The following is a 22844-nucleotide window of genomic DNA, read 5'->3' on the forward strand; positions in this document are numbered from 1 at the left end:
GCCCCCGAATCCGTGAGACCCTCGGGACCGCTTCGCTCATCTGCGTCGTCGAATTACACCTAGAGACGGACAACCTTCTCGTTCATGAACTCATCCATTCCCAGCGGGCGGAGTTCGCGTCCGACGCTCGAACGTAGATGCCACCGAACGGCAAGTCTGCCTGCGATCCCATCCGCCGTTGATATACACCATGCCGGCCTCGATCTGGTTACCAACTCTCCGGGCCCGTTCGGGGTCGGCCAAAGACACCGGAGCCAAGACCGAACTCGGTTCCGGCGTCACATCCGTGAGCACCGCCGGCTGAACGTAGGCACCCGGGCCATCGATTCCATATCCACCTGTCCGCAGAGTCGTCCCCCCCTATTCCACTGTTTGCTCGCGCTCCGGCAGCGCCGCAATCCCCTATATCTAGCTGTCGCGCCGATCCGACCACCTGCCGGGCGACTTCGTTGGCATCGACGATTCCGCAGCCGCCTCCCAACTCACGCAGCACATCCTGGACCACGGGTATCGAGAGATCGCCACAGTGACCGGCCCTCGTTTTTCCCTGCTTCGCTGGCCGTGGATCAGGACCAGCGGGTAGGGGCGCTTCACTTCCTCCGGGCTTTCCCACGCCACGTAGAGCGGGCCGCGGGGCGCGGTACCGAACGGCGCCTGGACATGGTCCCCCGGTAATCCAGAAGAACCCCGCCTGGTGATCAGCGGATCGATGTCCGTGGATGGGGAGGATTGTATCCGGTAGCCATGATCAGTTCCCTGGGCCCGGGACAAGGCCAGCGTCACCTGGGTTAGGGTGCGTTGGGGCGGGTCCCGCAGCAATGCGCTACGGTGACTAGCGCTTGTCAGACAATCATTCGGGCTTATTTCTGTTAACCAAGTAGGGCGTTCGGGGCAGACTGCGGCTTTTCGACTGGCAGATGGCAAACATTACCCCTGCAAGGTATTGTCGTACAGGTAGACAACTTGCAACGCATATGCCGGCGGAGGTCGGCGCGGCTGGCGGCCGCCCTATACCCCGGACGAAGGAATCCTCGTGAACACTGATCTGGATGATGAATATGAAGTCATAATCGTCCGCTACGCATCGCGGCAGACGGTGCGCAGCATGGTGTATCTGAACTACCACTTGTATGGTGAGCCGGACGGACCCATCGGCATGGATTACTACTTCTGGGTCATCCGGAACGCGCGGCGCACCTTCGTCGTCGACACCGGCTACAGCAAACTCGGCGGGGACAACCGGAACCGCGGCCACCTCATCTCCCCGGCCGATGCGCTGCAAAAACTCGGCGTCGATCCTGACGAGGCCACGCTGGTCCTGACCCACGCGCACTACGACCATGCGGGCAACGTGGACTTGTTCCCCAAGTCCACCGTGATTGTGCCCAAGACAGAGTTCGATTTCTGGACCGGGCCCTATGCCCGCAGGCTGCAGTACCACCACTCCGTGGAAGACACCGAGATTGAGCACCTGCGCGCGGTATACGACGAGGGAAGGATGCAGTTCCACGCCGGCGAGGAAACCATCGCTCCTGGGATCGAAATGATCCAGTTGGGCGGCCACTCCCCCGGCCAGGCAATCCTAATCGTCAAGACCAGCGACGGTCCGGTACTGCTGGCCTCGGATGCCACGCATTATTACGAGGAGCTGGAAAAGGACATGCCGTTCCTGGTCGTCGCCGATCTGGAGGCCATGTATGCCGGCTTCGACGAGATGAAACGCATAGTGGCCGAACGCGGTGCCATTCTGGTTCCCGGCCACGACCCGGAGGTGCTGGATCGGCACGAACAGTACGACGGCGTACTCGCGGGGATCGCGGCCTCGATCGGCCGGCTGCCAATCAACCAAGGAGAGAAGTAAATGACCAGCACGACGGTCGACACGGACAGCGCTGCGGATCCCGCAGTCACGGCGCGGGTGGGATTCATCGGCCTGGGCAACATGGGCGGGCGCATGGCCCGTTGCCTCATTGACGGCGGAACCGAGGTGCTCGGATTCGACACCCGGACCGAGAACATCGAGCAGGCCGGGGCGGCACCGGCCCAATCGGCGGCCGAGGTCGTTGACCGTTGCGACGTCATCCTGCTGTCGTTGCCGGAAAGCCGGATCGTCGAGGCCGTCGTCCTTGGTGAGGACGGCATCCTGGCGCACGCACGGCCGGGCCAGGTCCTGGTAGACCTGAGCACTTCAGCCCCCGCCTCGACTATCCGGTTGCACGAGCAGCTACAGGCCCGCGGCATGACCCTGATCGATGCCGGCATTTCCGGCGGCGCCGCAGCCGCGGAAAAGGGTGCCCTGACGCTGATGGTCGGCGGTGATCGGGACGTACTGGACCGTGTGCGCCCCATCCTGGATGTCTTCTCGACGTCCGTCTTCCACTGCGGCGGCGTGGGTGCAGGCCACACCGCCAAGCTGTTGAACAACTTCCTCAATGCGATCTCGCTCTCGGCCACGGCCGAGGTCATGGTCGCCGGCCGAAAGGCTGGCCTGGACCTGGAAGTCCTGCTCGACGTTCTGAACAACAGCTCCGGCGTCAATTTCGCCACCCTTAACCGATTCCCCAAGATCATCCACGGCGACTACCTCAAGGGCGGGCTCACCAACTCGCTGATGATGAAGGACGTTCTGGCCTACGTTGACCTCGCCGCCGGGCTCGGCGTCGCCAGCCCGAATTCCGCCGCGCCGCTCGCGGCTTTTGGCCTGGCCAAGCAACTGGGCTACTCCGACGAAATCAGCAACACGGTCGTCGACGCCATCGGCGACGTCTCCGGCGGGGTCCGCCTCCACGACCCGGCCGCAACATCTGACAAGGAACAGGCATGAAAATCATCCACGGCACCGAGCAGGCCGGCACTGCCGGCAAGACCGGTTCCCAATTTACCGGCACGGTCAACAACTACCTCACCCTGCCGTCCACCGACGGCGTCACCGTCAACACAGTCAACTTCTCCCCGGGCGCCCGGACCTACTGGCACCAGCACGAACACGGCCAGATCCTCCAGGTCCTGGCCGGCGAGGGTCTGGTTGCCACCGAAGCGGACGGGGTGCGGGTGCTGCACGCCGGCGACACCGTCTGGTGCCCGCCCGGGGAACGGCACTGGCATGGAGCGGCGCCCGGCGCCTTCATGACGCACACCGCCATCTCACTGGGCAAGACGCAGTGGGCTGAAGAAGTAACCAACGAGCAGTACACGACCGCCCCTGTGGCACAGGAAGGCTAGACATGACCACCGCAAAGACCCACCTCGAGAGCTACGAAGACGGGCTGCAGGCCCGCCGCGAGGTGCTAGGCCACGCCCACGTCGACAAGTCGCTCAGCCAGGTCAGTGAATTCGCCCGGCCCGTCCAGGAACTGGTCACCGAGTACTGCTGGGGCGAAGTCTGGACCCGGCCCGGACTTCCGCGCGCGACCCGCAGCATGCTCAACCTCGCGATGCTGACCGCCCTGAACCGCGGCCACGAGCTCGGTGTCCATGTGCGCGGGGCGCTCACCAACGGCGTCACCGAAGAAGAGATCCAGGAAGTCCTCCTGCAGACCGCCATCTACGTAGGCGTCCCGGCGGCTCTGGAGTCCTTCCGCATCGCCGAACGGGTCATCAAGGAGTTCAAGGGCGATGAGTAGTCCCGCCCCGGCTCCGGCCCGGCACCAGGAGCGGCAGCTGCCCACCGTCGCGTTCATCGGGCTGGGAAACATGGGCGGCCCGATGTCAGCGCGGCTAATCGCTGCCGGCTACCCGGTCAGCGGTTTTGACCTCAGCCCGGAGGCGCGCGGGAAACTGGCCGACGCCGGTGGCGCCGCCTTCGAGAGCGCGGCCGACGCCGCACGGGGTGCCGCCGTCGTGATTTTGATGCTGCCCAACTCCGCGGTGGTGGAGGCTGTCCTGGCCGAACCCGCGGTCCGGGCCTCGATGGTGCCCGGGACCACGGTGATCGACATGAGTTCCTCCGACCCGATCTCCACGCGGACCCTCGCCGAAGAACTGGCGGCGACGTCCGTCACCCTTATAGACGCCCCCGTCTCCGGCGGCGTGAGCGGGGCCCGCGATGGCAAGCTGACCATCATGGTCGGCGGCGCCCCGGCGGCTGTGGAGCAGGTCATGCCGCTGCTGTCGCACCTGGGGCGGGTCCGCCGCGCCGGCGCCGTGGGCTCCGGCCACGCCATCAAGGCCATTAACAATCTGCTCTCGGCAACACACCTGCTGGCGACCGCGGAAGGGATCCTGGCCGGAGAACGCTTCGGGCTGGACCCCGCCATCATGGTGGAAATGATCAACACCTCCAGCGGCCGCAGCGGCTCCACCGACAACAAGTACCCCAACTTCATCCTGCCCGGCACCTTCGACTCGGGCTTCGGGCTGCGCCTGATGCTCAAGGACATGAAGATCGCCACCGCCCTAGCCGGGCAACTGGGCGTGCCCAGCCAACTCGGCGAGCAGGCCGTCGCGCTCTGGGAGCAGGCTGCCGAGGCCCTGCCGCCAACCGCAGACCATACCGAGATAGCCCGCTGGGCGGCCACCCATGCGGGAGACGACAAGGAGCACTCGTGAGCCTGAGCGAAGAACAACAGCGTATTAAGGACGAGGTCATCGCCGTCCATGGATACTGGGACGAGTCCTGGCAATCGGTCCTGGAACTTCGTCCCGGCTTCCTCGCCGCATACGCGAAGTTTGCTGCCGTCCCGTGGAAAAAGAACCACCTGGACAACAAGACCAAGGAACTCATCTACCTGGCAGTGGACGCGGCTGCAACCCATCTCCACGCTCCCGGCGTGCGGCAGCACATCCGTGCCGCCCTGGCGCACGGGGCCACCCCGGGCGAAATCATAGAAGTGATTGAGCTCACCAGCACGCTTGGCATTCACGCCATGAATATCGGCGTTCCCCTGCTGGTGGAGGTGCTGGAAGAGGCCGGGCTGCGCGAGGGCCCCGCACCGCTGACCGATTACCAGGAGGAGCTCAAGGAGCGCTTCACCCGGAACCGCGGATACTGGCACTCCTTCTGGGACGAAATGCTGGAACTGGACCCGGAGATTTTCGAGGCCTACACCGACTTTTCCTCGGTTCCCTGGGAGACCGGCACGCTGGAGCCCAAGGTCAAGGAGTTCATCTACATCGCTTTCGACGCCGCCGCGACGCACCTTTATGTCAAGGGCTGGAAGCTGCACATGCAGAACGCCATCGGCTACGGCGCTACCAAGGAGGAGCTCCTCGAGGTAATGGAGATCGCCAGCGTGATGGGCATGCAGTCGGCAACCACGGCCTTCCCGATCCTGGTCGAGGAACTGGCCCGCAAAGCCCCGGACGGTCAGGACGGCGGCGCCGCTTCAGGCACCGCGGTACCCCTGACGGTTCGCTAGAGGAACGTCGGCGGTCCCATGCCAACCACACCGAATTCGCTGGCCGATGCCTGGGGCTCCAGCCCTGTAGGCCGGGTGGCAGCCCCGCTGCGCGAACAGGTCATCACGGCGCTCCGCGATGCCATCCTCGACTTCCGGCTCAAGCCAGGCCAGCGCCTGGTCGAGCGTGAACTGGTCGAGCAGCTGGACGTCTCGCGCACGACAGTGCGCGAAGCACTGCGCGAACTCACCGCGGAGGGGCTGGTGACGGTGGTACCCCAGAAGGGCGCCATCGTCACCGCGTTATCGTTCGACGATGCCCGGGACCTGTACGAAGTGCGCGCCGCCCTGGAATCCCTCCTGGTGGAACGATTCGTTGAACGGGCTAGCAAGTCCCAGATGCTTAGTCTCGGCGCGGCGGTGGAAGGCTTTGCCGAGGCTACCGCGCAGGGTGCGGAGGTCCATGCGGTGCTGGCCATCAAGGACGTCTTCTATGACGTCCTCCTGGCCGGCGCGGGCAGTCCGGCACTGCAGCAGCTCACGGAAGGCATTCAGGCCCGGGTGCGGATGCTACGCGCCACCTCAATGTCCAGCGAGGGCCGCGGCCGGCAGGCGGTGGAGGAACTGCGTAGCGTCATGGCCGCGGCGGAGGCCGGCAATGGTGCGGAGGCCGCCCGGCTGTACGCAGACCACATCCGCGCCGCGTCCCAAACCGCCTTGCGAAACCTGAGGGACCTGCAGGACGCCCAAGACGAAGCTCCCGGACAGCAGGACGGAAATCGTGAGTGTCAGGCACAGGTGATGAAGTGACGGAAAGCCTCTACTCCAAATCCGTCCGGACAGGAGCACCGGCCGGACGGACGACCCGGGTTGATCTGGTGGCGCAGACCATCGCCCTGCCGCCGCGACTGCGGGAGCTGCAGCAGGCTGCCCAACTGGCGCATCGCGCCGTTGAACTGGCCTTCACCTCCGCTGACTCCAGGGCGGCCAAGCGGGGTCCCGGCTGGAAAAGTACCATCGGGACGTCTCCATGTACCGAACTCACATTGCAGCTCAATTTGACGCGGTGTACGCCTCCATGGCTCGCTTCATGCTGAGCGAACTGCTGACCATCTAGCCCCCACACACGATCGAAAAGGAACCACCATGGCTAATGCAGGACTCAAAGGAAGGGTCGCCGTCGTGACCGGAGCCGCCGGCGGAATCGGCAAGGCGGCGGTACACCGACTGAGCTCAGAAGGTGTGAAAATCGTCGCCGTCGACTTGGACCCGGGGCTGGCCCAAAAGACCGCGGCGGAACTGCCCGGCGAAGCAATCGGCGTCGGCGCCGACGTAGCCACCGAAGCCGGAGTCGAACTATACATGCAGGAGGCCCTGAAGGCGTTCGGGGCCGTCGACTTCCACCACCTCAATGCCGGAATCGCCGGCTCCCTAACAGACCTGACCGAAGTGTCGGTGGATGAATGGGACAAGGTTATGGCGGTAAACCTCCGCGGACCGTTCCTTGGCGTACGGGCCGCTTTCCGGCATTACCTCGAAAACGGAACAACTGGTTCAATCGTGGTAACCGCTTCCATCGCCGGGCTTCGCGGCAGCAACGACCTGCTCGCCTACACCACCTCAAAGCACGGCGTGATCGGGCTGGTCCACGGCGCTGCCGTCTACGGCGGTCCCATCGGCGTCCGGGTCAACGGCATCGCACCTGGCATTGTCCCGACGTCCATCTTCGGCAAAACGGGCCAGGCGGACATGATCCGGCGCGCCGGAACGTCACCGATGCGCCGAGCCGGCAAGCCTGAGGAAATCGCGGGATCCGTCGCGTTCCTGCTCAGCGACGACGCCACCTACATCACCGGCGAGATCCTCTCGATCGACGGGGGGGCCAACATCCAAAACACCAACCGCAATGCCGGGGGAGCTGGCCTCTGGGACGTCAGCATTACCGACGCGCAGTTGCTGGCCCGGCACGCGAAGGCTTCCGGCTGACTGCCCGCCCCTTCGGTTGGCGGACGCTCGGATCTTCTTCCAGCCATCGTCCTCTCCTGCAGTCGGAAAATGCCGGATCCGAAACTCCTCTCTTGGTAGCCCCGGATCCGGCATTTTCACAGGAGGTCGCCCCCGATCGCCCAAAACGTGCCAGCCTGTGCATCAATGCGGCGGGCACCCAGGCGATGGCGCTGTTGATGGCAGCACTGGTTGTTGGATGGTTGGGAAGTCCTGGTATCGATCGACTCGCGGTCTGGGCCGCAAGGATAGAGTAGGCCTAGTAGCGCGCGTGGGCGGCAACCACCACCACAAATGGGTGGGAACGGGCGGAGAGGCACTGGAGTCCCGTTTTCCCAGGTCAGGGGTCTTCGCAGCCGCCTCGGCACCAGCCTCGGGTCACCCTGAACGGAAGCCACTGGCACGGGGCCAGACCTACATCGCGCGTGGCCTGAAGGACCTGCCCCGGAAAACACCCACCCCCCTCCCCTGTGCAGCCCGCGTGGGTCCGTCGACGTCCGTAGGTGCTGTCCTAAGCCCTAAAGCAGTCGGATCACCCTGTCAGAGCCTGCTTTCGGGCGGCGGTGGCAGACTGCGGGCGCTTGAGTCAGTCTGAGAAACCCAAGGGGGAGCCAGCCACAGACATTTCCACACTGAGTTCGCCTCAGCTAAACCGGATTTTTGGGAATTGACGCACTTCGTAGTTGCTCGCCGTCGCTGATCCCTCGCGAAGTAACCGCTGGCATTTTTCAGAGAAAAGATATCAGCCTTTAGATCCCGGTCTTTCCGTTCCAACTCTTTCAGCCGGATCCGCTCGGAGCCGGAACCTTCGGCCTCGGTGACAGCCGTGCGCTTCCCGGTACTTGAACGACCAGCAGCACTGGGTCTCAGCGACACTGCAGGAATCAGCGACTTCCAGGACCGCTTGGACGTCTCGATGCGCGCACGACACAGATCGTCCGCGAAGCTCAGCCAGAACGTTCGAAGCGTTGCAGACATACGGCGATTCTCACTAACACCCTCTTGCACCTGCACGGACATGCGCCCGGCTCAACGGAAGGTGGTGAAAACCCCGCTGAGGTCCTGCAACTGTCCCGAGGCGAACATTGCCGCGTTGATCGCGGACAAGCCATATTCAGCCGTCACGATCGGCGCCGCCTGATACTCGCCGCTCTCCAACAACTCCAAGCAGCGGGGAATATCACGGCCCAGGATGCTCTGGCCGTTCTGGCAGGCAATGATCCGCCGTCCCTGAATGGCCAGCGCCAGTTGGGGGAGCGAGACCTCGCCCTGCAACTCCTGCACCCCGGTGAGCACTACTGTCCCAGCCCTGCGGGACATCATCACGGCGTGCTGGACGGCCAGTTCCGGACCTGCTGCTTCCAGAGAAACATCGACGCCGCGGCCCTCGGTCAGCGCCCTGACCTGCTCCACTGGGTCACCCGCCGTCGGGTCCACCACGTGTGTGGCGCCGAGCTTCAGCGCCAGATCGCGGCGGCCAGGCACCATGTCCACCCCAATGATGGTGCCGGCCCCGGCCACCCGGGCGGCCTGGATCATCCATTGGCCTAGGTGACCAAGGCCGACCACAGCGACGGATTGGTCGGACTGCACTTGGGCGACGTTGTGGACTGCGCCGTGGCCTGTGGTCACGCCGCAGCCCAAGAGACTGAGTTGAGTGGCGGGAAGGCTGCTTTCCAACTTCCAGACCTGGTTCTGGTTCGGCAGCATGTATTCCGCGTAGGCGCCAACGCGGCCTGCAGCACGGACCTCAGCGCCATCCTGCCGGACGGCGACCAAGGGTTCCGGTTGCTCCATAAGCGCTGCGCACTGGTCCGGGCGCTCGATACCGCAGTAGAAACATTCACCACATTGTGGTGTTCCGGCCACGAGCACTTGGTCCCCGGTCCGCAGCCGATCCACACCGGGGCCGATGTGTTCGACTACGCCGACAGCGGTATGCCCGAGTATGACGGGCGGTTTCTTGCCCCGCATGGCCTTCCATCCAAGCCAGTCCGTGGAACAGAACGGGGCAGCTGTGGTGCGGACGACCATTTCACCGATGCCAGGGTCTTTAAGGTCGACATCCTGAATCTCAAAAGGAACACCGAACTGTTCTAAGACGGCTGCCTTGATCTGCATCTCGGCCCTCTATCCCGTTTCGGTGAGGTCGCCGCCGCTGCGGATCAGGCGGGCCACGTGGCCGCGGATCTGGACGAAGCTCTCGGTCTCCTTAGTGGAGATCTGGTCCCGCGGTTCCGGGAAACGAACCTGGATGTTTTCCACCAACCGGGCCGGGGCCTTGGACAGGACCAGCACACGGTCGGCCAGGTACACACTTTCGTCAATGTCGTGGGTGACGAACAGCACCGTGATGCCGTACCGGTGGCGAAGCGTCAGAACCAGGTCCTCAAGGTCGGAGCGGGTCTGGGCGTCGAGGGAGGCGAACGGCTCGTCCATCAGCAAGAGCCGGGGCCGGTAGGCCAGCGCGCGGGCGATGGCGACGCGCTGCTGCATGCCCCCGGAGAGCTGCCACGGATAGCGGTTGTTGAAACCGCCCAGCCCCACAGCCTCCAGACTTTCCTCTATAAGGGCCTTCCGTTCGGCTGGGGTGCCGTTGTCTTTGGTCAGCGGGAAGGCGACGTTCTTTTCGATGGTGAGCCACGGCAGCAGCGAGCGACTGTAGTCCTGGAAGACCATGGCCATGCCGTCGGGGACCCCATTAACAGGCTTGCCGGCGATGCTTACCGTACCGCTCGTCGGGGTCAGCAGCCCAGATAGGGCCCGCAGCAGGGTAGTTTTGCCGGCCCCAGATGGGCCGACGATCGACACAAATTCCTTCGGGTAGATCTCAAACGAGAGGTCTTTTAGAGCAGTATGGGCACTTGGCCCCGAGCCGTAGGTATGGGTGACTCTGTCTACCGAAAGCAGTGCCTCGGCTGAGTTGGTTCCCTCGAGTTGTTTTGGGGTATCGGTAATTGCGTTGGTGTTCATGATTTTCTTCCGGTCTCTAGCTTCGGGCCAGACGGTGCCAGGCCAGCAGTCGGTTCTCGATGGCTTCCAGGATGGTGTTCAGTGCCAGTCCGATGACTGCCAAGAGCAGCATCCAGGACCACATGTCCAGGATCTGGAATCGGGCCTGGGACTGGATGAGCTGGAACCCGATTCCGTTGGTGGCGAGCATAAATTCGGAGACGATGGCGAACATCAGCGCGCCTGTGAGGGCGAGGCGCAGTCCGGCAAAGATCTTGGGCAATGCCGCCGGCAGGACGATCCCTGTGAGCCGGCGCCACTTCGAAATCCGGAATGCTTCGCCCATGGCCAACTGCGTGGGGTGGATGGCACCTACGCCGTTTGCCGTATTAATCAACACGAACCAGGAAATGCCGTAGGCGATGAACGCAACGCGCATGCTGTCCTCGCCGCCGAGGAGCACGATGAACAGCGGCAGGGTGGCAGTGGCCGGAATCGAGCGCAAGAACTCCACCGCGGGATCAGTCGCGTCACGCAGTATCCGGTTGAGTCCAATCGCCGTACCGATCAGGATGCCGGCAATCGAGCCCACGACGAAGGCCAGCAGAACCCGGCCGAAGGTCTGCAAGGTGTCGTTGGCCATGGCGTCGGTGAGTATTGCGCCGTCTGTTCCGCCGAAGAACATGCCCCACGCGTGCACCACGATCTTGAGCGGTGTGGGAAAGAATGGCGAGTCGTTCAGGGTTGTGGCGAGCTGCCACAAGGCGAGCAGGACGATGAGCAGCCCGAAGCTGTAGGCGAACCGGCTGCCTAGCATCCCTGCCTTTGAGGGGGCTGAGCTCTTCGCGTCAGCCCGTGACGTCGTATTGGAGGTCGGCATCGCTCAGGCTCCCTTCGTCGTTGTCTGCCAGGAGAACCAGCGTCGCTCCGCCGAATTCATAATCATGTTCATCGCCAGTCCCAGGAGGCCAGCCACCAGGGTTCCTGCGTAGACGAGTTCGACCTCGGTTCCGGTGGCCCTGGATCGGGCGATGAAGGCTCCCACTCCCTCCGCTCCACCGGCGATCAGCTCGACGGTGATCACCACAATCAGAGCGATCGAGGATGAGACTCGGATGCCCGTTGCTATGAATGGTGCGGCGCCAGGCAGCACGACCCTGCGGATCACGCCGCCTGGGCGCACCCCGAAGCTGCGCGCCATCTCCTTGGCCTGCTTGTCAACGTCGTGCACGCCGTACATGGTGTTGAACAGAATGGGCCAGACCGCGGCGAAAATGACGATGACGAGTTTCATTTCCAGTCCGTTACCGAACACGAGAACCACCAAGGGGATCAGAGCCACGGGTGGGATAGGCCGGATTAGCTCGACGACCGCGCGGGAAGCGCGGTATGCCTTCTCAGACAAGCCGAAGATTACGCCCAGCGGGATGGCGATCAGGGCCGAGAGGCCTAGGCCAAGAAGGTAGGAACCGACCGTGGCGAGAACGTCGATGCGGAAATCTACCCGGCCCCAGATCAACACCGATTCAACTAGCACCGTGGAGAACGGCGGCAGGAAATCGGGGTGGACCAGACCGATCCGGGAAATCACTTCGATGATCAGGCCCAGACCGATGATTCCCGCAGCTCCGAGTAGCACCCGGTTCCGCCTCTGCGCCCCGGCCTTCTTTGCCGTTGCGTTCCTGTCCTTGGTGGGCTTCCCAGCGGCCGGGGCAGCGTCCCCCGGGGCGTCAGGCTTTATCCGTTGAGTGGACAATGTCATGGCTACTTACTTACTCCAGAATTCACCGGGCTTAGCTGGGCTAGCCGCAGTTGGTGGGAGTCGGGACGGTGATGCTCGAAACGTCAAACTTCTCGTCGATCGCCCCGATGGCGTACAGCATGTCTGCGTTCATCTGCAATGGTTCCTCGCGGAGCTCCGCGACCCAAGCTGGGGCGACGTCCGCGGCCACCGCGTCGTCGTTGAACTCCAGATCGTCCTTGAGGATAGCCCGGTACGTGGCATCGTCCTTGACTTCTTCAGTGCCCTGGAGCAAAGCGCACTGCAGTGCGGCCACGGTGTTCGGGTTCTCTTCCACGAACGACTTCTTCATGATCCAGCCGGACTCCGCCATGCCGTTGTACTTGCCCTCGGCGTAGTCAAAAACCGTCACGGTGTCCAAAGTGTCCTTGACCTGAGCCAGAACGGCGCCCTGCGCGCTGGAGGCATCTACTGTGCCTTGCTGCAACGCGGCCGGAACCTCGCCGTAGGGCAGTTCCACGAACTCCACCTCCGCCGGGTCCAGACCCTCCTCGATCAGGGAGTCCTTGATCTTCACGGCGTGGCTGCTGTTCAGTGAGACCACGGCCACTTTTTTGCCGATCAAGTCCTTAAGTTCTGTGATCCCTGAGCCCGGCAGGGCTTCCAAAGAGGCGGCGCCCGGAGTGCTGCCGTAGCTTTCGCTGACGATCACGACGTCGATGCCCTGGCGCGCCGCGTCGATGACACCGAAGTAGCTGGACTGAGCGAGCTGCACATCCCCGGAAATGACCTGGGACACCGCGGTGGCGCTACTCTCGATCCACTGGGTGTTCAGGGACAGCCCATACTGTTCGGCAGCACCGCCTTTCTCGGTCTGAATGAAGCCGGCAGCAATCGGGGCGCGGAAGGTCAGACCGGTGACCTCGGTGACTTCCGGAGCATTGGGGTCTACGTCCTCCGGGAGCGCTGCCGAGCTGCTCCCGCCGCCGCCACATGCGGACAGTGCCAGGGCGGAGACGGCGAGGGCCGCGACCGAGAGGGCAAGGCGGGAACGGGACGACTTGCGAAATGTGGTCATGGTTGATCCTCTCAAGATGACAATGGCTGTCTGTAAGTTCGTAAGACAATACTACAGGTTGGGTGACGGTTGTGAAAATACTCACAGAGTGTTTCGTCATCCGGTTCCCCGGACAGGAGCGCCTCACGCATGCGCTAGCACGAATCGCTAGGTTCAGAAGACAAAAACGCCGGAAAGGTCGTCGAGGCTTTCGGACTTCTTCAATGCGAGGTTGATGTCCTCAAGGGAGTAGCGGGACGTGATGATCGGCTCTGCGTTCAACAGCCCCCGCTCGAGCAGCCCGATATAGCGGGGCAGGTCGCGCCGCATCCGGACGTTGCCGTTCTGCGTGCTCAGCACCTGCCGACTCTGTACGGTCAGGGGCACTTGGGGCAAGGTGACCTCACTGGCGGCCTCGGCAAGGCCGCTATAGACAACAGTTCCCGCCCGGCGCGAGAGTTGGAGCGCCAATCGCTGGGCGTCCGGCGCGCCGGCGGCTTCGATGACAGTGTCTACCCCCCGCCCCCCAGTGAGCGTCCTGACCGCATCCACCGCGTGGGATTCGCCAACGGTGGGATCGAGCACGTCTGTCGCACCGAGTTGACCGGCGAGGACGCGACGGCCCGCGTGCGGTTCCACCGCAATGATTCGTGAAGCGCCGGCGAGCTTCGCAGCCTGCACCGCCCATAGTCCAAGGTGCCCGCAGCCGACGACCGCGACGGATTCGCCGGGCTGGACCTTCGCCACGTTGAAGACGGCACCAACTCCAGTGGTGATACCGCAGCCCAGCAATGACAAAACGTCGTACGGCAGGTCGGTCTCCACCGGGAACACCTGGTTCTTGGAAACGTTCATGATTTCCGCGTACCCCCCTACGCAGCCTGCCGCGGAGACTAACTGCCCCTCGGCGGTCTTCGCGATGTCAGGAAAAATGCCGCCCAGATCGAACAATTCGGAACATTGGTCGGGGCGTCCCACGGCACAGTAATAGCAGTCGCCACATTCGGGAGTCCCGGGCACGATCACTCGTTGTCCGGGCTTGATTCCCTCTACCTTGCTGCCAACCTCGAGGACCTCCCCTGTGGAGGCATGCCCAAGGATCGTGGGGGGCACCTTGCCCAGATTGCCGTGAAAGCTGGTGACGTCGGTGGAGCAGAAGGGGCTGGCCTTGGTTCGGACCAGCACGCGGTTCGGATCCAGCTCCAGCAGGTCGACGTCTTCTACCGTGAATGGGACATTAAAATCACGAAGCAGTGCTGCGCGCATGGGAATCACCTCAGGTTATAAACGGAAGACTTCAATTGTCGGCTTGTCAGACAAATTGTAGTTCATCTGACAGGATATATCTGTGAGATCCCTCTCTTCGCGCTGCTCCGCGTGCTTGGCGCGGGGATGATCGCGCGGTCGCCCATGGGGTGCTGCCCGGCCTCCGCTTCCGCCTCCACGACCACGCAGACGGCAGCATGACCAGAATTGTGGGCCCAGTCGCGGGCTCGGCGCCTCGTAGGAGTCCACCCACCGCTTGCCAATCGGTGATGCAGATTGGTGAAGCCTCCATCCTGACCACCGCCCGGTGCGTCACCTCTATGTGGCGGACGGTCAACGCCAGTTTCTCCGATACCGGCGTTGCTGCGCATCTTCATTCTGAACCTGCCTTGCCGGAGGTGTACCGAGGTGTGGCGGCATCGAGTATCTGCTGTATTGTATGACGAAATGACGTACGGTCATCAGCGTCACCGAGCCGGCGGAATAGCTTGTGCGCCCGATACAGACTGGCTTGGAAGGAGGGCTCCTAGTGGCCCGAGCGAGGAACAGCGGCGGAAGTCCGGCGGGAGCGCCGACCCCCCGCCGTGCATGGCTCGGGCTGGTGCTGTCCCTCGCCGCCGGGGTCGGGGTTTCCGTCCAGGCCTTTGTCAACGGCCACCTGAGTGATGCGGTCGGTACGGTGGCGGGCGCGGCGACCATCAACAACGGTGTTTCTCTCGTGATCCTAGGGGCGCTTGCCGTGCTGACCGGAGCCCTCCCCCGCGCCTGGCGGGAACTTCGTTCGGGGCGCAATCCGCTGCGAGTCTGGTGGTTCTTTGGCGGCCTCTGCGGAGCGGTCGCCGTCTACGTCACCACTCTTGCCGCCCCGATCCTGGGCATCGCCCTCATGACCGTCGCGCTGGTGTTGGGTCAGCTCATCGGCAGCCTGGTGACGGATGCGCTGGCACTCGGTCCGGCAGGACGGCAATTGCCCACGCTCCGACGGCTTACCGGCACGTGCTGCGCGTTTGCTGGTGTGGTGGTCGGCGCCCTAGGCCAGCAGGGGAACATTCAGCTGCCCCTATTGGTGTTATTAGTGGTTGTCGGCATCATCGTCACTGCCCAGCAGGCGGGCAATGCCCAGCTCATCCAACTCACCGGCGAGCCCACAGCTATGGGAGTCCTCAATTTCCTCGTGGGTGCTTCCGCCCTGTTCCTCGTGCTGATCCTGGTGGAACCGGCCGGCGTGGCACAGTTGGCCGGCCTGCCCGCCTGGGGCTGGGTCGGCGGAGCCATCGGTGCCGGAGTAGCGGTCTTCGGCGCGGTAGCCGCCCGCGTCCTGGGGGTCCTTAAACTCTTTCTCGGGCTGGTCGCCGGACAAAGCCTGTCCAGTCTGATCTTGGACCTGGCGGCGCCGCGGGCCGGACACAGCGTCACGCTCGCCGCCCTGATGGGCGTGGTGCTGGCGTGTGCCGCGGTGCTGATCGCCAGCAATCCCTTCACCGGCGCACCGGCTCCGATACCACCCCCCACGCCCGGCCCACCAGGGAATTCCATCCCATCCATCGACACAAAGGACCCCACATGATCACGCACACCGTCATATTCCGGCTGCAGCGCCCCGTGGCCGACGAGCAGCGCCAGCAGTTCCTGCGCGCTCTGGAATACTTCGGGGCGGAGCCGCCGCATGCAGCCGGACCGGCCACCATCCACGCCGACCTCGGGCTGCGCCCCGAGGGACGCAGCGTCTCCGAGGTCCTGCTCGAGGTACGCTTCGCCGACGCGGAGGCGTTCCAGCGCTATCTCGCCGACCCTAAGCATCAGCAGCTGGTCGCCGACGTCCTGGCGCCCCGGTGCGAGTCCTGGCTCTCCCTCCAGGCAGAAACCGACTAGCCGGCTACCGAAGGAAACCATGGACTACGTAAAACTCGGCGCCACCGGCCTCGATGTCTCCCGCCTCGCTCTCGGCTGCATGACCTACGGCGAACCGGACCGGGGACCCCACAGCTGGACCCTGGGCGAGGCTGCCAGCCGCCCCCTGCTCCTCCAGGCAATCGAAGCCGGCATCAACTTCTTCGATACGGCGAACATGTACTCGGACGGCAGCAGCGAAGAAATCGTCGGGCGCGCCATCGCCGATTTCGCCCGGCGGGACGAGGTGGTCATTGCCACCAAGGTCCACCAGCGCATGCGCCCCGGCCCTAACGGGGCGGGCCTGTCCCGCAAGGCGGTCCTGCACGAGATCGACTCCAGCCTGGCCCGGCTGGGGACTGACTACGTTGACCTCTACATCATCCATCGCTGGGACCCGCTGACGCCGATCGAAGAAACGATGGAAGCGCTGCATGATGTAGTCAAGGTCGGCAAGGCCCGCTACCTCGGCGCCTCGTCCATGTGGGCCTGGCAGTTCTCCAAGGCCCAGTACACCGCGAAGGCCAACGGTCTCACCCCGTTCGTGAGCATGCAGAACCACTACAACCTGCTCAACCGAGAAGAAGAACGGGAAATGCTGCCACTGTGCCGTGACCTCGACGTTGGAGTAACCCCTTGGAGCCCCCTGGCTCGCGGCCGTCTTACCCGCGGCTGGGACGAGACAACCGCACGACAGGAAACCGACGAAGTCGGCAAGTCCCTGTACCAGGAGGGCGACCGTGAAATCGTCGAGGCGGTCGCGAAGGTCGCCACCGACCGCGGCGTGCCCATGGCGCATGTTGCTCTGGCCTGGATGCTGCGCCAGCCGGGGATTTCCGCCCCGATCATCGGGGCCAGCCGGCCGTCACAGCTTGAAGACGCGGTGGCCGCGCTGTCCCTCATGCTGACCGATGAGGAGGTGGCTGCGCTGGAGGCACCCTACACGCCTCACCCCGTGGTCGGCTTCGTTTAGCCGGACAGCCGGGCACAGCTGCGGTAGCATGGTGGAAATTGTATGACGAGCAACCGGCCACAGCTGACCAGAAGAGACACCCATGACCAGTACCACGAATTCCCTTGCCGATGCCTGGGCATCCAGCCCGGTAGGCAGGGTTGCGGCGCCCCTTCGCGAACAGGTTATCCACGCCTTGCGGGCCGCCATTCTGGATTTCCGGCTCAAGCCCGGGCAGCGTTTGGTGGAACGCGAACTGATCGAGCAACTGGGCGTTTCACGCACCACTGTCCGCGAGGCGCTGCGGGAGCTGACCTCGGAAGGGCTGGTGACGGTGGTCCCACAAAAGGGCGCGATCGTGACTGCACCCTCGCTGGAGGAGGCCCGGGATCTCTACGAGGCCCGGGCGGCGCTGGAAGCCGTGGTTGTCAGGCGGTTCACGGAGCGGGCGACGAAGTCCCAGATGATGCGTCTTTCCGCGGCTGCGGAAAGTTTCGCCGAAGCGACTGAGTCGGAAGGTCAGCCGGGAGCGATTCTTGCTGCGAAGGACGAGTTCTACGGTGTTCTCATCGAAGGCGCCGGCAGCCCTGTGCTCCAACAGTTGACAGAGGGTCTGCAGGCGAGGGTGCGCGTGCTGCGCGTGGTGGGGATGTCTCCGGAGGGACACGCTACCGCCGTGGAACAGCTGCGCGGAATCGCGCGATTCATTACAACGGGCGAGGCCGAAGCCGCCGCGAAGCTGTACATCGACCATATGCTCACAGCGGGCAAAAACGCGCTGCAGAGCCTGCAGGAGGCCGAGAACACCAAAGAGGCTTAAGAGGCTCCGCCGGTCCCCACTGCCGCAGTCCGCACCATCGGGCGTCACGAAAGCAGCCGCCGTCGTTCCTTTGATTGGAGGAACGACGGCGGCTGCGGACCGTTGCCGGCCGCTTTAGAAGGTGAGCGGCTGGCCGAAATGAAAGCGCGAGATGGACCCGTAGGTGACGTCCCACTGAGCCGCGATATGAGTCTTGTACATCGCCACGTCCCGGTAGTACTTCTCCATTGGTGAGCCGCGTTTGGCGGAGCTCGAACCGGCCGTGGTGAATGCCAGCTCCACCGCGTCGTTGGCCAGTCGCGCGGACTGCTGCACCACGGCACGCAGCCGGGCGTCCTGCTCCGGAGTAAACTCCTCGCCGGTGCGCACCCAGCGCTCGCCGAGCTCGGCATATTGACGCACGCCCGCCAGCAGCAGCGACTCGGACGAGTCCGCCAGAGCCAGCAGCTGCCCGAACCAGCGGTGGTACTCGGGCGCTTCCAGTCGTGGCACGCGCGGCGGGAAGCTGGCCGGACGGCCTTCCATCAGTTTCTCGAACTCGTCGTAGGCCGCCCACGCCGCGCCGACCTGAGTGGCGACCAGCTCGGCGTTGAAGTAGGTCATGGTCCGGCCCAGGTACATGGGGTTTTTATGCAGCCGGTAGCCGAGGGTCCCCTCGGTGCCCAGCACGTGCTCGCGGAAATCGTAGTTGATGCTCAGGTGGTCGGGGACGAACGCGTCGTCGATCTTGACGGAGTTTGAGCTCGACGCCCGCATTCCGATTGTCTTGTCTCCGCCCCAGTCGTCGAGGATGGTGTAATCTTTGCGCGGCAGCGCGAACATCCGCAGGCCCAGAGCATCGCCGTTCGCCGCGAAGGACGGTGCCACGACCAGCACGTGGGTGCTCCACATAGATCCCGAGCAGTAGTCCCAGGTTCCGCTGAGGCGGAAACCCCCGTCGACCGTCTGGGCCTTGCCGGAGGGGATGGTCCGTCCCGGGGCGATGAATGTGCCTTCGCCGAAGAGCTCCGCCTGGCCCTGCTCGCCGTAGAACGAGCCGACGTGGAAGGCGTGGCCGGCGCCCAGGACGTAGGACCAGCCCACCCCGGGGTCGCCGCGGGAGATCTCGATGCCGACACGGACGAAGTCGTCGATGCCGTATTCAAGCCCGCCGTAGCGGCGGGGCTGGAGGATGCGGTAGAACCCAGCGGCTAGGAACTCCTGATGAATTTCCTCGGAGTAGCCGCCTAGTTGCTCGTGCTCAGCCTGCAGCTTGCGAAGCCGGGGGCGCAGATCCGCGGCGCGGGCCACTAGCTCATCCGGTGTGGGGTCGGCTCCTTCCGCCCCCGCTTCCGCCTGGGCCGGCGTGTAAAGACTTATCGTCATGGCAAGATCTCCCTAGTGCGCCAATTGTCTTGATTGTCTGACGATAGTACCACCAGACTGTCCGAGCTTGCAGCCTCCCGGCGTCAGAATGGTCGGTGTGGCACGCCGGTTTTAAAATTTCCTCCGTCGCCGGCATGCTCGAGCACAGATGCCCCACTCCATTCTGTCTGACAAAATGCGACAGGAAAGGTGGCGCCAGAACAGCTGTCGGGAAGGCCCGGCGCTGCAGGAGCGTCCCCCCATTAATTGCTGCAAGCACGGGGGCTTGCATCATTTTTCGCGGCCAGAACGGGCCGCTGGCTACAGGCAAGGCTTGCCCCCTGCCACGGATCGTATGATGGTGATACAGTCACCATATACCTGCTGTCCGCCCCCCATTTCTTAAACCGAGGAGATAATTCGGATGTCCCCGCTCGCCACCGGGAACCCCCCGGCTGACCCGACAAATTTAAGCTCGCCGGCCTTCCGCGATGTGATCGGACGCTTCGCCAGCGGCGTCACGGTGATCACCACTCATAGTGCGGGCAAGGACTACGGCACCACGGCCAGCGCCGTCAGCTCACTCACCGACAGTCCGCCGATGCTGCTGATTTGCCTCAACAAGTCGTCCACGAGCGCACAAGCAATCATTGAGAGCGGCACCTTCGCCGTCAACGTCCTCGCCGAGGACCACGTGCAGTTGGCCGGCCGGTTTGCGTCCAAGCTCCCCGAGAAGTTTGAGGGCGTGGCCACGGAGAAGGACCGCAATGGCTCACCTCTACTGGTCGGCGCCATCGCGCACTTGGTGTGCCGGGTGAGCGAGCAGGTCGAGGCCGGGACCCACTACGTGTTCCTCGCTCATGTTGAAGATGCCGTGGCCTACCCCGGCCACCCTCTGGCCTATTTCCGTGGGGGTTTCGGGCGGATGCAGATGGCCCCCGAAGCCTCCGTGCTGCGCGATGTCCGTGAACGCATCATCAACACCGTCAACGATCTTGACCAGGCGATCGATGTTGACCTCTGGGCCAGGGAGCTGGACGTTGACAGTGATCTGGTCCACCGTGCGCTTACCGCGCTGGTCAGTGAGTCACTGGTTTATCGTGACGCAGGGCGGTTCATCATCGCACCCGTGCCTGAATCGATCATCCTTGAGTCTTACGCCGCCAAACTGGCCATTGAACTCGGCGTCGCCGAAACCACCGTGGGGCAAGTCAGTAAGCAACAGCTAGCCCAGCTGCGCGAATACATGGAGGACACCCTGGAACTGGTGGCAGAAGACCGCTTCACCGACCCTGCCGCCTGGATCGAGGCCAACGAACGTTTCCACGAATACATGGTGGAACTGTCCGGGTCTCGAATCCTGTTGGACACCTACCGCCGCTTGGGCCTGCCCGGGCTAAACGCCAGGACCATCGACGCGTCGACTTACGCAGGCACAGAACTGATGGACGACCATCGCCGGCTTGTCGAGGGCTACGAGAACGAGGACACCGAGGCCGTCCTTGCAGTATTGCGCTTGCACGCCGACCGACCGCGCCAACTGCGTGAGCGGCAGCGCGAACTATCCGACACTGAGTAAGTTCCGTCATTCAGGGTTGATCGAGGTCAATGCGCCCCCGGCGAGACGGCATTGACACCACACCTGCACCTTCGTAGGATCGTCAGACAATACTTCGTGAAATGGGACACCCTCCAGTCTCGCCCGAATCGACTGGGAACATTCGAGGCAGCTGAATCTGGCCGACGAGAAATCAAGAAGGAGAAGCAAAATGGGTTATGTTGAAGGTTCGCATCATGTGACGTTGTCGGTGGGCGGTGCGCAGGAGGATGTGGATTTCCACGTCAAGACGCTGGGCATGAAGTTCATCAAGCGCACCGTGCTTTTTGACGGCTCCAAGCCGATTTACCACCTGTACTACTCCAACGCCAATGGCGATCCGTCCTCGGTGGTGACGACTTTCCCGTGGGCGCAGGCCGGTCTCTACGGCAAGCGGGGCACCAACCAGGCCCGTGAAGTCCTGCTCTCCGTTCCCGACGGCTCGCTGGACTTCTGGCAGCAGCGCCTGACCGAGCACAAGGTCGAAGTCGAAAACGTCGAGCGCTTCGACCAGCGCCGGCTGGCGTTCCGCCATCCCTCGGGCATTGAGTACGTGTTCGTCCCCACGACTGGTGACGAGCGTGAAGGCTTCGCCGGCAACGGTGTCCCCCAGGAGCATGCGATCCACGGCATCCACGGCGTCGGCATCCATGTCACCACCCCGGAACGGATGGTCGACTTCGCCAACGACACCTTCTTCTCCCAAGACAAAATCAGCGAGGAAGGCGACATCGCCCAGTTCCAGGTCGGCAACGCCGAATACGGCAACCACGTGGAACTGACCGCCAACATCTCCGAGGACCAGGGCACCTGGCACTACGGGTCGGGCACCTACCACCACTTCGCCTGGAACCTGGACACGCTGAAGAACCAGGACGAAGTCAAGTTCGACATCGAAGGCGCCGGCTACACCGACATCTCCGAACTCAAGGACCGCAAGTACTTCAAGTCCGTCTACGTCCGCACCCCGGGCGGCGCATTGTTCGAATTGGCCGTCACCCACGAAGACGGCGGCTGGGACTGCGACGAATCCCCGCAGGAACTGGGCACCCGCTTCCAACTCCCGGAACAGTTCGAAGACCGCCGCGGCGAAATCTTCGAACAACTCGAACACATCGACGTCTAACAACGATTACAACGCCTCGGGTGTTGCGCCCTCCCGCAAGGAAAGGGCGCAACACCCGAGGCTATAAATAACGGCCACATGACAATGAAGGAGCCCCGCATGTCCGGGAACCGGCACCTGAACCGCCCTCTCACCGTCTGGGGCGATGACACCCACCAGGGAGGTCCAGCGGTCCTTACCGTCCATGGGCGCGGACAGAGCCCGGACTGGATGCGCGAACAATCCCGGCGGCTGCAAACCGCCGGTCTGCGGTTCTACGCCCCTTCAGCGTCGGCGGACACTTGGTACCCCAAACCTTTCCTAGATCCCCTCGAGGACAACCAGCCGGATTTGGACCACGCGCTGGAAGCCATCGCCGCGCACTTGGACACCGTGGAGGCGGACGGCTTCGCCAAGGACCGGATCGTGCTTTGGGGCTTCTCCCAAGGCGCATGCCTGCTGTCCCATCACATCCTGACCAGCCCAGCCCGCTATGCGGGCCTGATCCTGCACACCGGCGGATACATCGGACCCGAAGTCCTGTCGGCACATGCAGGTAATCCGTTGGAAGGCATCCCCGCGGTGTTGCGCAGCGTTGAGCATGATCCGTGGGTGCCCCCGTACCGGGTCAAGGAAACCGCTGCCGCCCTTAGGTCGGCAGGGGCCGAGGTGGACCTGCTCATCACCCCAGGGAACGAGCACGTCATCACCGACGAAGCCATGACCGCCGCCGAAAGATTGCTCGGCAAAGTTTCAGCCGCGGTCGGACTGAACAGATGA

Annotated in this window: 23 protein-coding genes and 1 pseudogene; 15 read left to right on the plus strand and 9 right to left on the minus strand. The window is 63.6% G+C overall.

The window, feature by feature from the left end:
• Positions 1 to 1033: 1033 nt before the first annotated feature.
• The 8 genes from AC5RW2_RS31875 (at position 1034) to AC5RW2_RS31910 (ending at position 7322) form a co-directional block, all read left to right on the plus strand.
• Positions 1034 to 1861, plus strand: a complete 828-nt coding sequence (locus AC5RW2_RS31875; RefSeq protein ID WP_493964217.1) for an N-acyl homoserine lactonase family protein — start codon at positions 1034 to 1036, stop codon at positions 1859 to 1861.
• Positions 1862 to 2824: an NAD(P)-dependent oxidoreductase gene (locus tag AC5RW2_RS31880; protein ID WP_493964216.1), complete on the plus strand. Its 963-nt coding sequence runs from the start codon at positions 1862 to 1864 to the stop codon at positions 2822 to 2824. It begins immediately after the preceding gene.
• Positions 2821 to 3222 carry a cupin domain-containing protein gene (locus tag AC5RW2_RS31885; protein ID WP_493964215.1) on the plus strand — a complete coding sequence of 134 codons (402 nt, stop codon included), beginning with the start codon at positions 2821 to 2823 and terminating at the stop codon, positions 3220 to 3222. The genes AC5RW2_RS31880 and AC5RW2_RS31885 overlap by 4 nt, the downstream gene beginning before the upstream one ends.
• 2 nt (positions 3223 to 3224) lie before the next feature.
• Positions 3225 to 3623: a carboxymuconolactone decarboxylase family protein gene (locus AC5RW2_RS31890; RefSeq protein WP_493964214.1), complete on the plus strand. Its 399-nt coding sequence runs from the start codon at positions 3225 to 3227 to the stop codon at positions 3621 to 3623.
• A complete protein-coding gene (locus AC5RW2_RS31895; protein WP_493964213.1) occupies positions 3616 to 4548 on the plus strand; it encodes an NAD(P)-dependent oxidoreductase in 933 nt (310 codons plus the stop codon). The genes AC5RW2_RS31890 and AC5RW2_RS31895 overlap by 8 nt, the downstream gene beginning before the upstream one ends.
• A complete protein-coding gene (locus AC5RW2_RS31900) occupies positions 4545 to 5357 on the plus strand; it encodes a carboxymuconolactone decarboxylase family protein (RefSeq protein WP_493964212.1) in 813 nt (270 codons plus the stop codon). Before AC5RW2_RS31895 ends, AC5RW2_RS31900 begins: the two co-directional genes overlap by 4 nt.
• An 18-nt stretch (positions 5358 to 5375) precedes the next feature.
• Positions 5376 to 6146: a GntR family transcriptional regulator gene (locus tag AC5RW2_RS31905; RefSeq protein ID WP_493964211.1), complete on the plus strand. Its 771-nt coding sequence runs from the start codon at positions 5376 to 5378 to the stop codon at positions 6144 to 6146.
• 336 nt (positions 6147 to 6482) lie between these two features.
• Positions 6483 to 7322, plus strand: a complete 840-nt coding sequence (locus AC5RW2_RS31910) for an SDR family NAD(P)-dependent oxidoreductase (RefSeq protein ID WP_493964210.1) — start codon at positions 6483 to 6485, stop codon at positions 7320 to 7322.
• Positions 7323 to 7880: 558 nt separating this feature from the next.
• Here AC5RW2_RS31910 and AC5RW2_RS31915 read toward each other — a convergent pair.
• The 8 genes and pseudogenes from AC5RW2_RS31915 to AC5RW2_RS31950 form a co-directional block, all read right to left on the minus strand.
• The gene (locus AC5RW2_RS31915; protein ID WP_493964209.1) at positions 7881 to 8318 is read right to left on the minus strand and encodes a hypothetical protein; all 438 of its coding nucleotides are present in this window, start codon (positions 8316 to 8318) and stop codon (positions 7881 to 7883) included.
• Between the two features lie 51 nt (positions 8319 to 8369).
• Entirely contained in the window at positions 8370 to 8879 is a 510-nt protein-coding gene (locus AC5RW2_RS31920) for a zinc-binding dehydrogenase (protein ID WP_494074931.1), read from the minus strand.
• Positions 8880 to 9074: 195 nt separating this feature from the next.
• A pseudogene (locus AC5RW2_RS31925) lies at positions 9075 to 9461 on the minus strand (alcohol dehydrogenase catalytic domain-containing protein); the annotation flags it as partial.
• Between the two features lie 9 nt (positions 9462 to 9470).
• Complete coding sequence (locus AC5RW2_RS31930; RefSeq protein WP_493964207.1) at positions 9471 to 10313, minus strand: ABC transporter ATP-binding protein; 843 nt, start codon at positions 10311 to 10313, stop codon at positions 9471 to 9473.
• Positions 10314 to 10329: 16 nt separating this feature from the next.
• Positions 10330 to 11109: an ABC transporter permease gene (locus AC5RW2_RS31935; protein WP_493964206.1), complete on the minus strand. Its 780-nt coding sequence runs from the start codon at positions 11107 to 11109 to the stop codon at positions 10330 to 10332.
• Positions 11110 to 11175: 66 nt separating this feature from the next.
• Entirely contained in the window at positions 11176 to 11931 is a 756-nt protein-coding gene (locus AC5RW2_RS31940) for an ABC transporter permease (protein ID WP_494074926.1), read from the minus strand.
• A gap of 163 nt (positions 11932 to 12094) precedes the next feature.
• Complete coding sequence (locus tag AC5RW2_RS31945) at positions 12095 to 13111, minus strand: ABC transporter substrate-binding protein (RefSeq protein WP_493964204.1); 1017 nt, start codon at positions 13109 to 13111, stop codon at positions 12095 to 12097.
• Between the two features lie 153 nt (positions 13112 to 13264).
• The gene (locus AC5RW2_RS31950; RefSeq protein WP_493964203.1) at positions 13265 to 14356 is read right to left on the minus strand and encodes a zinc-binding dehydrogenase; all 1092 of its coding nucleotides are present in this window, start codon (positions 14354 to 14356) and stop codon (positions 13265 to 13267) included.
• A gap of 529 nt (positions 14357 to 14885) precedes the next feature.
• Here AC5RW2_RS31950 and AC5RW2_RS31955 point away from each other — a divergent pair.
• From AC5RW2_RS31955 to AC5RW2_RS31970, 4 genes are all read left to right on the plus strand, one after another.
• Positions 14886 to 15923: a DMT family transporter gene (locus AC5RW2_RS31955; protein WP_493964202.1), complete on the plus strand. Its 1038-nt coding sequence runs from the start codon at positions 14886 to 14888 to the stop codon at positions 15921 to 15923.
• A complete protein-coding gene (locus AC5RW2_RS31960; RefSeq protein WP_493964201.1) occupies positions 15920 to 16228 on the plus strand; it encodes a Dabb family protein in 309 nt (102 codons plus the stop codon). Before AC5RW2_RS31955 ends, AC5RW2_RS31960 begins: the two co-directional genes overlap by 4 nt.
• Before the next feature lie 19 nt (positions 16229 to 16247).
• Positions 16248 to 17219 (plus strand): aldo/keto reductase, encoded by a 972-nt coding sequence (locus AC5RW2_RS31965; RefSeq protein WP_493964200.1) that lies wholly within the window; start codon positions 16248 to 16250, stop codon positions 17217 to 17219.
• A gap of 82 nt (positions 17220 to 17301) precedes the next feature.
• Positions 17302 to 18018, plus strand: a complete 717-nt coding sequence (locus AC5RW2_RS31970; protein ID WP_493964199.1) for a GntR family transcriptional regulator — start codon at positions 17302 to 17304, stop codon at positions 18016 to 18018.
• 114 nt (positions 18019 to 18132) lie between these two features.
• Here AC5RW2_RS31970 and AC5RW2_RS31975 read toward each other — a convergent pair whose 3' ends face one another.
• Positions 18133 to 19383 carry an acyl-CoA dehydrogenase family protein gene (locus AC5RW2_RS31975; protein WP_493964198.1) on the minus strand — a complete coding sequence of 417 codons (1251 nt, stop codon included), beginning with the start codon at positions 19381 to 19383 and terminating at the stop codon, positions 18133 to 18135.
• Positions 19384 to 19786: 403 nt separating this feature from the next.
• Between AC5RW2_RS31975 and AC5RW2_RS31980 the strand changes: the two genes are divergently transcribed.
• The 3 genes from AC5RW2_RS31980 (at position 19787) to AC5RW2_RS31990 (ending at position 22844) form a co-directional block, all read left to right on the plus strand.
• A complete protein-coding gene (locus tag AC5RW2_RS31980) occupies positions 19787 to 20941 on the plus strand; it encodes a flavin reductase (protein ID WP_493964197.1) in 1155 nt (384 codons plus the stop codon).
• A 190-nt stretch (positions 20942 to 21131) separates the two neighbouring features.
• Positions 21132 to 22085 (plus strand): VOC family protein, encoded by a 954-nt coding sequence (locus AC5RW2_RS31985; protein ID WP_493964196.1) that lies wholly within the window; start codon positions 21132 to 21134, stop codon positions 22083 to 22085.
• A gap of 99 nt (positions 22086 to 22184) precedes the next feature.
• Complete coding sequence (locus AC5RW2_RS31990; RefSeq protein ID WP_493964195.1) at positions 22185 to 22844, plus strand: alpha/beta hydrolase; 660 nt, start codon at positions 22185 to 22187, stop codon at positions 22842 to 22844.

It is taken from the genome of Arthrobacter sp. B0316-1-20 (genome assembly GCF_059091865.1).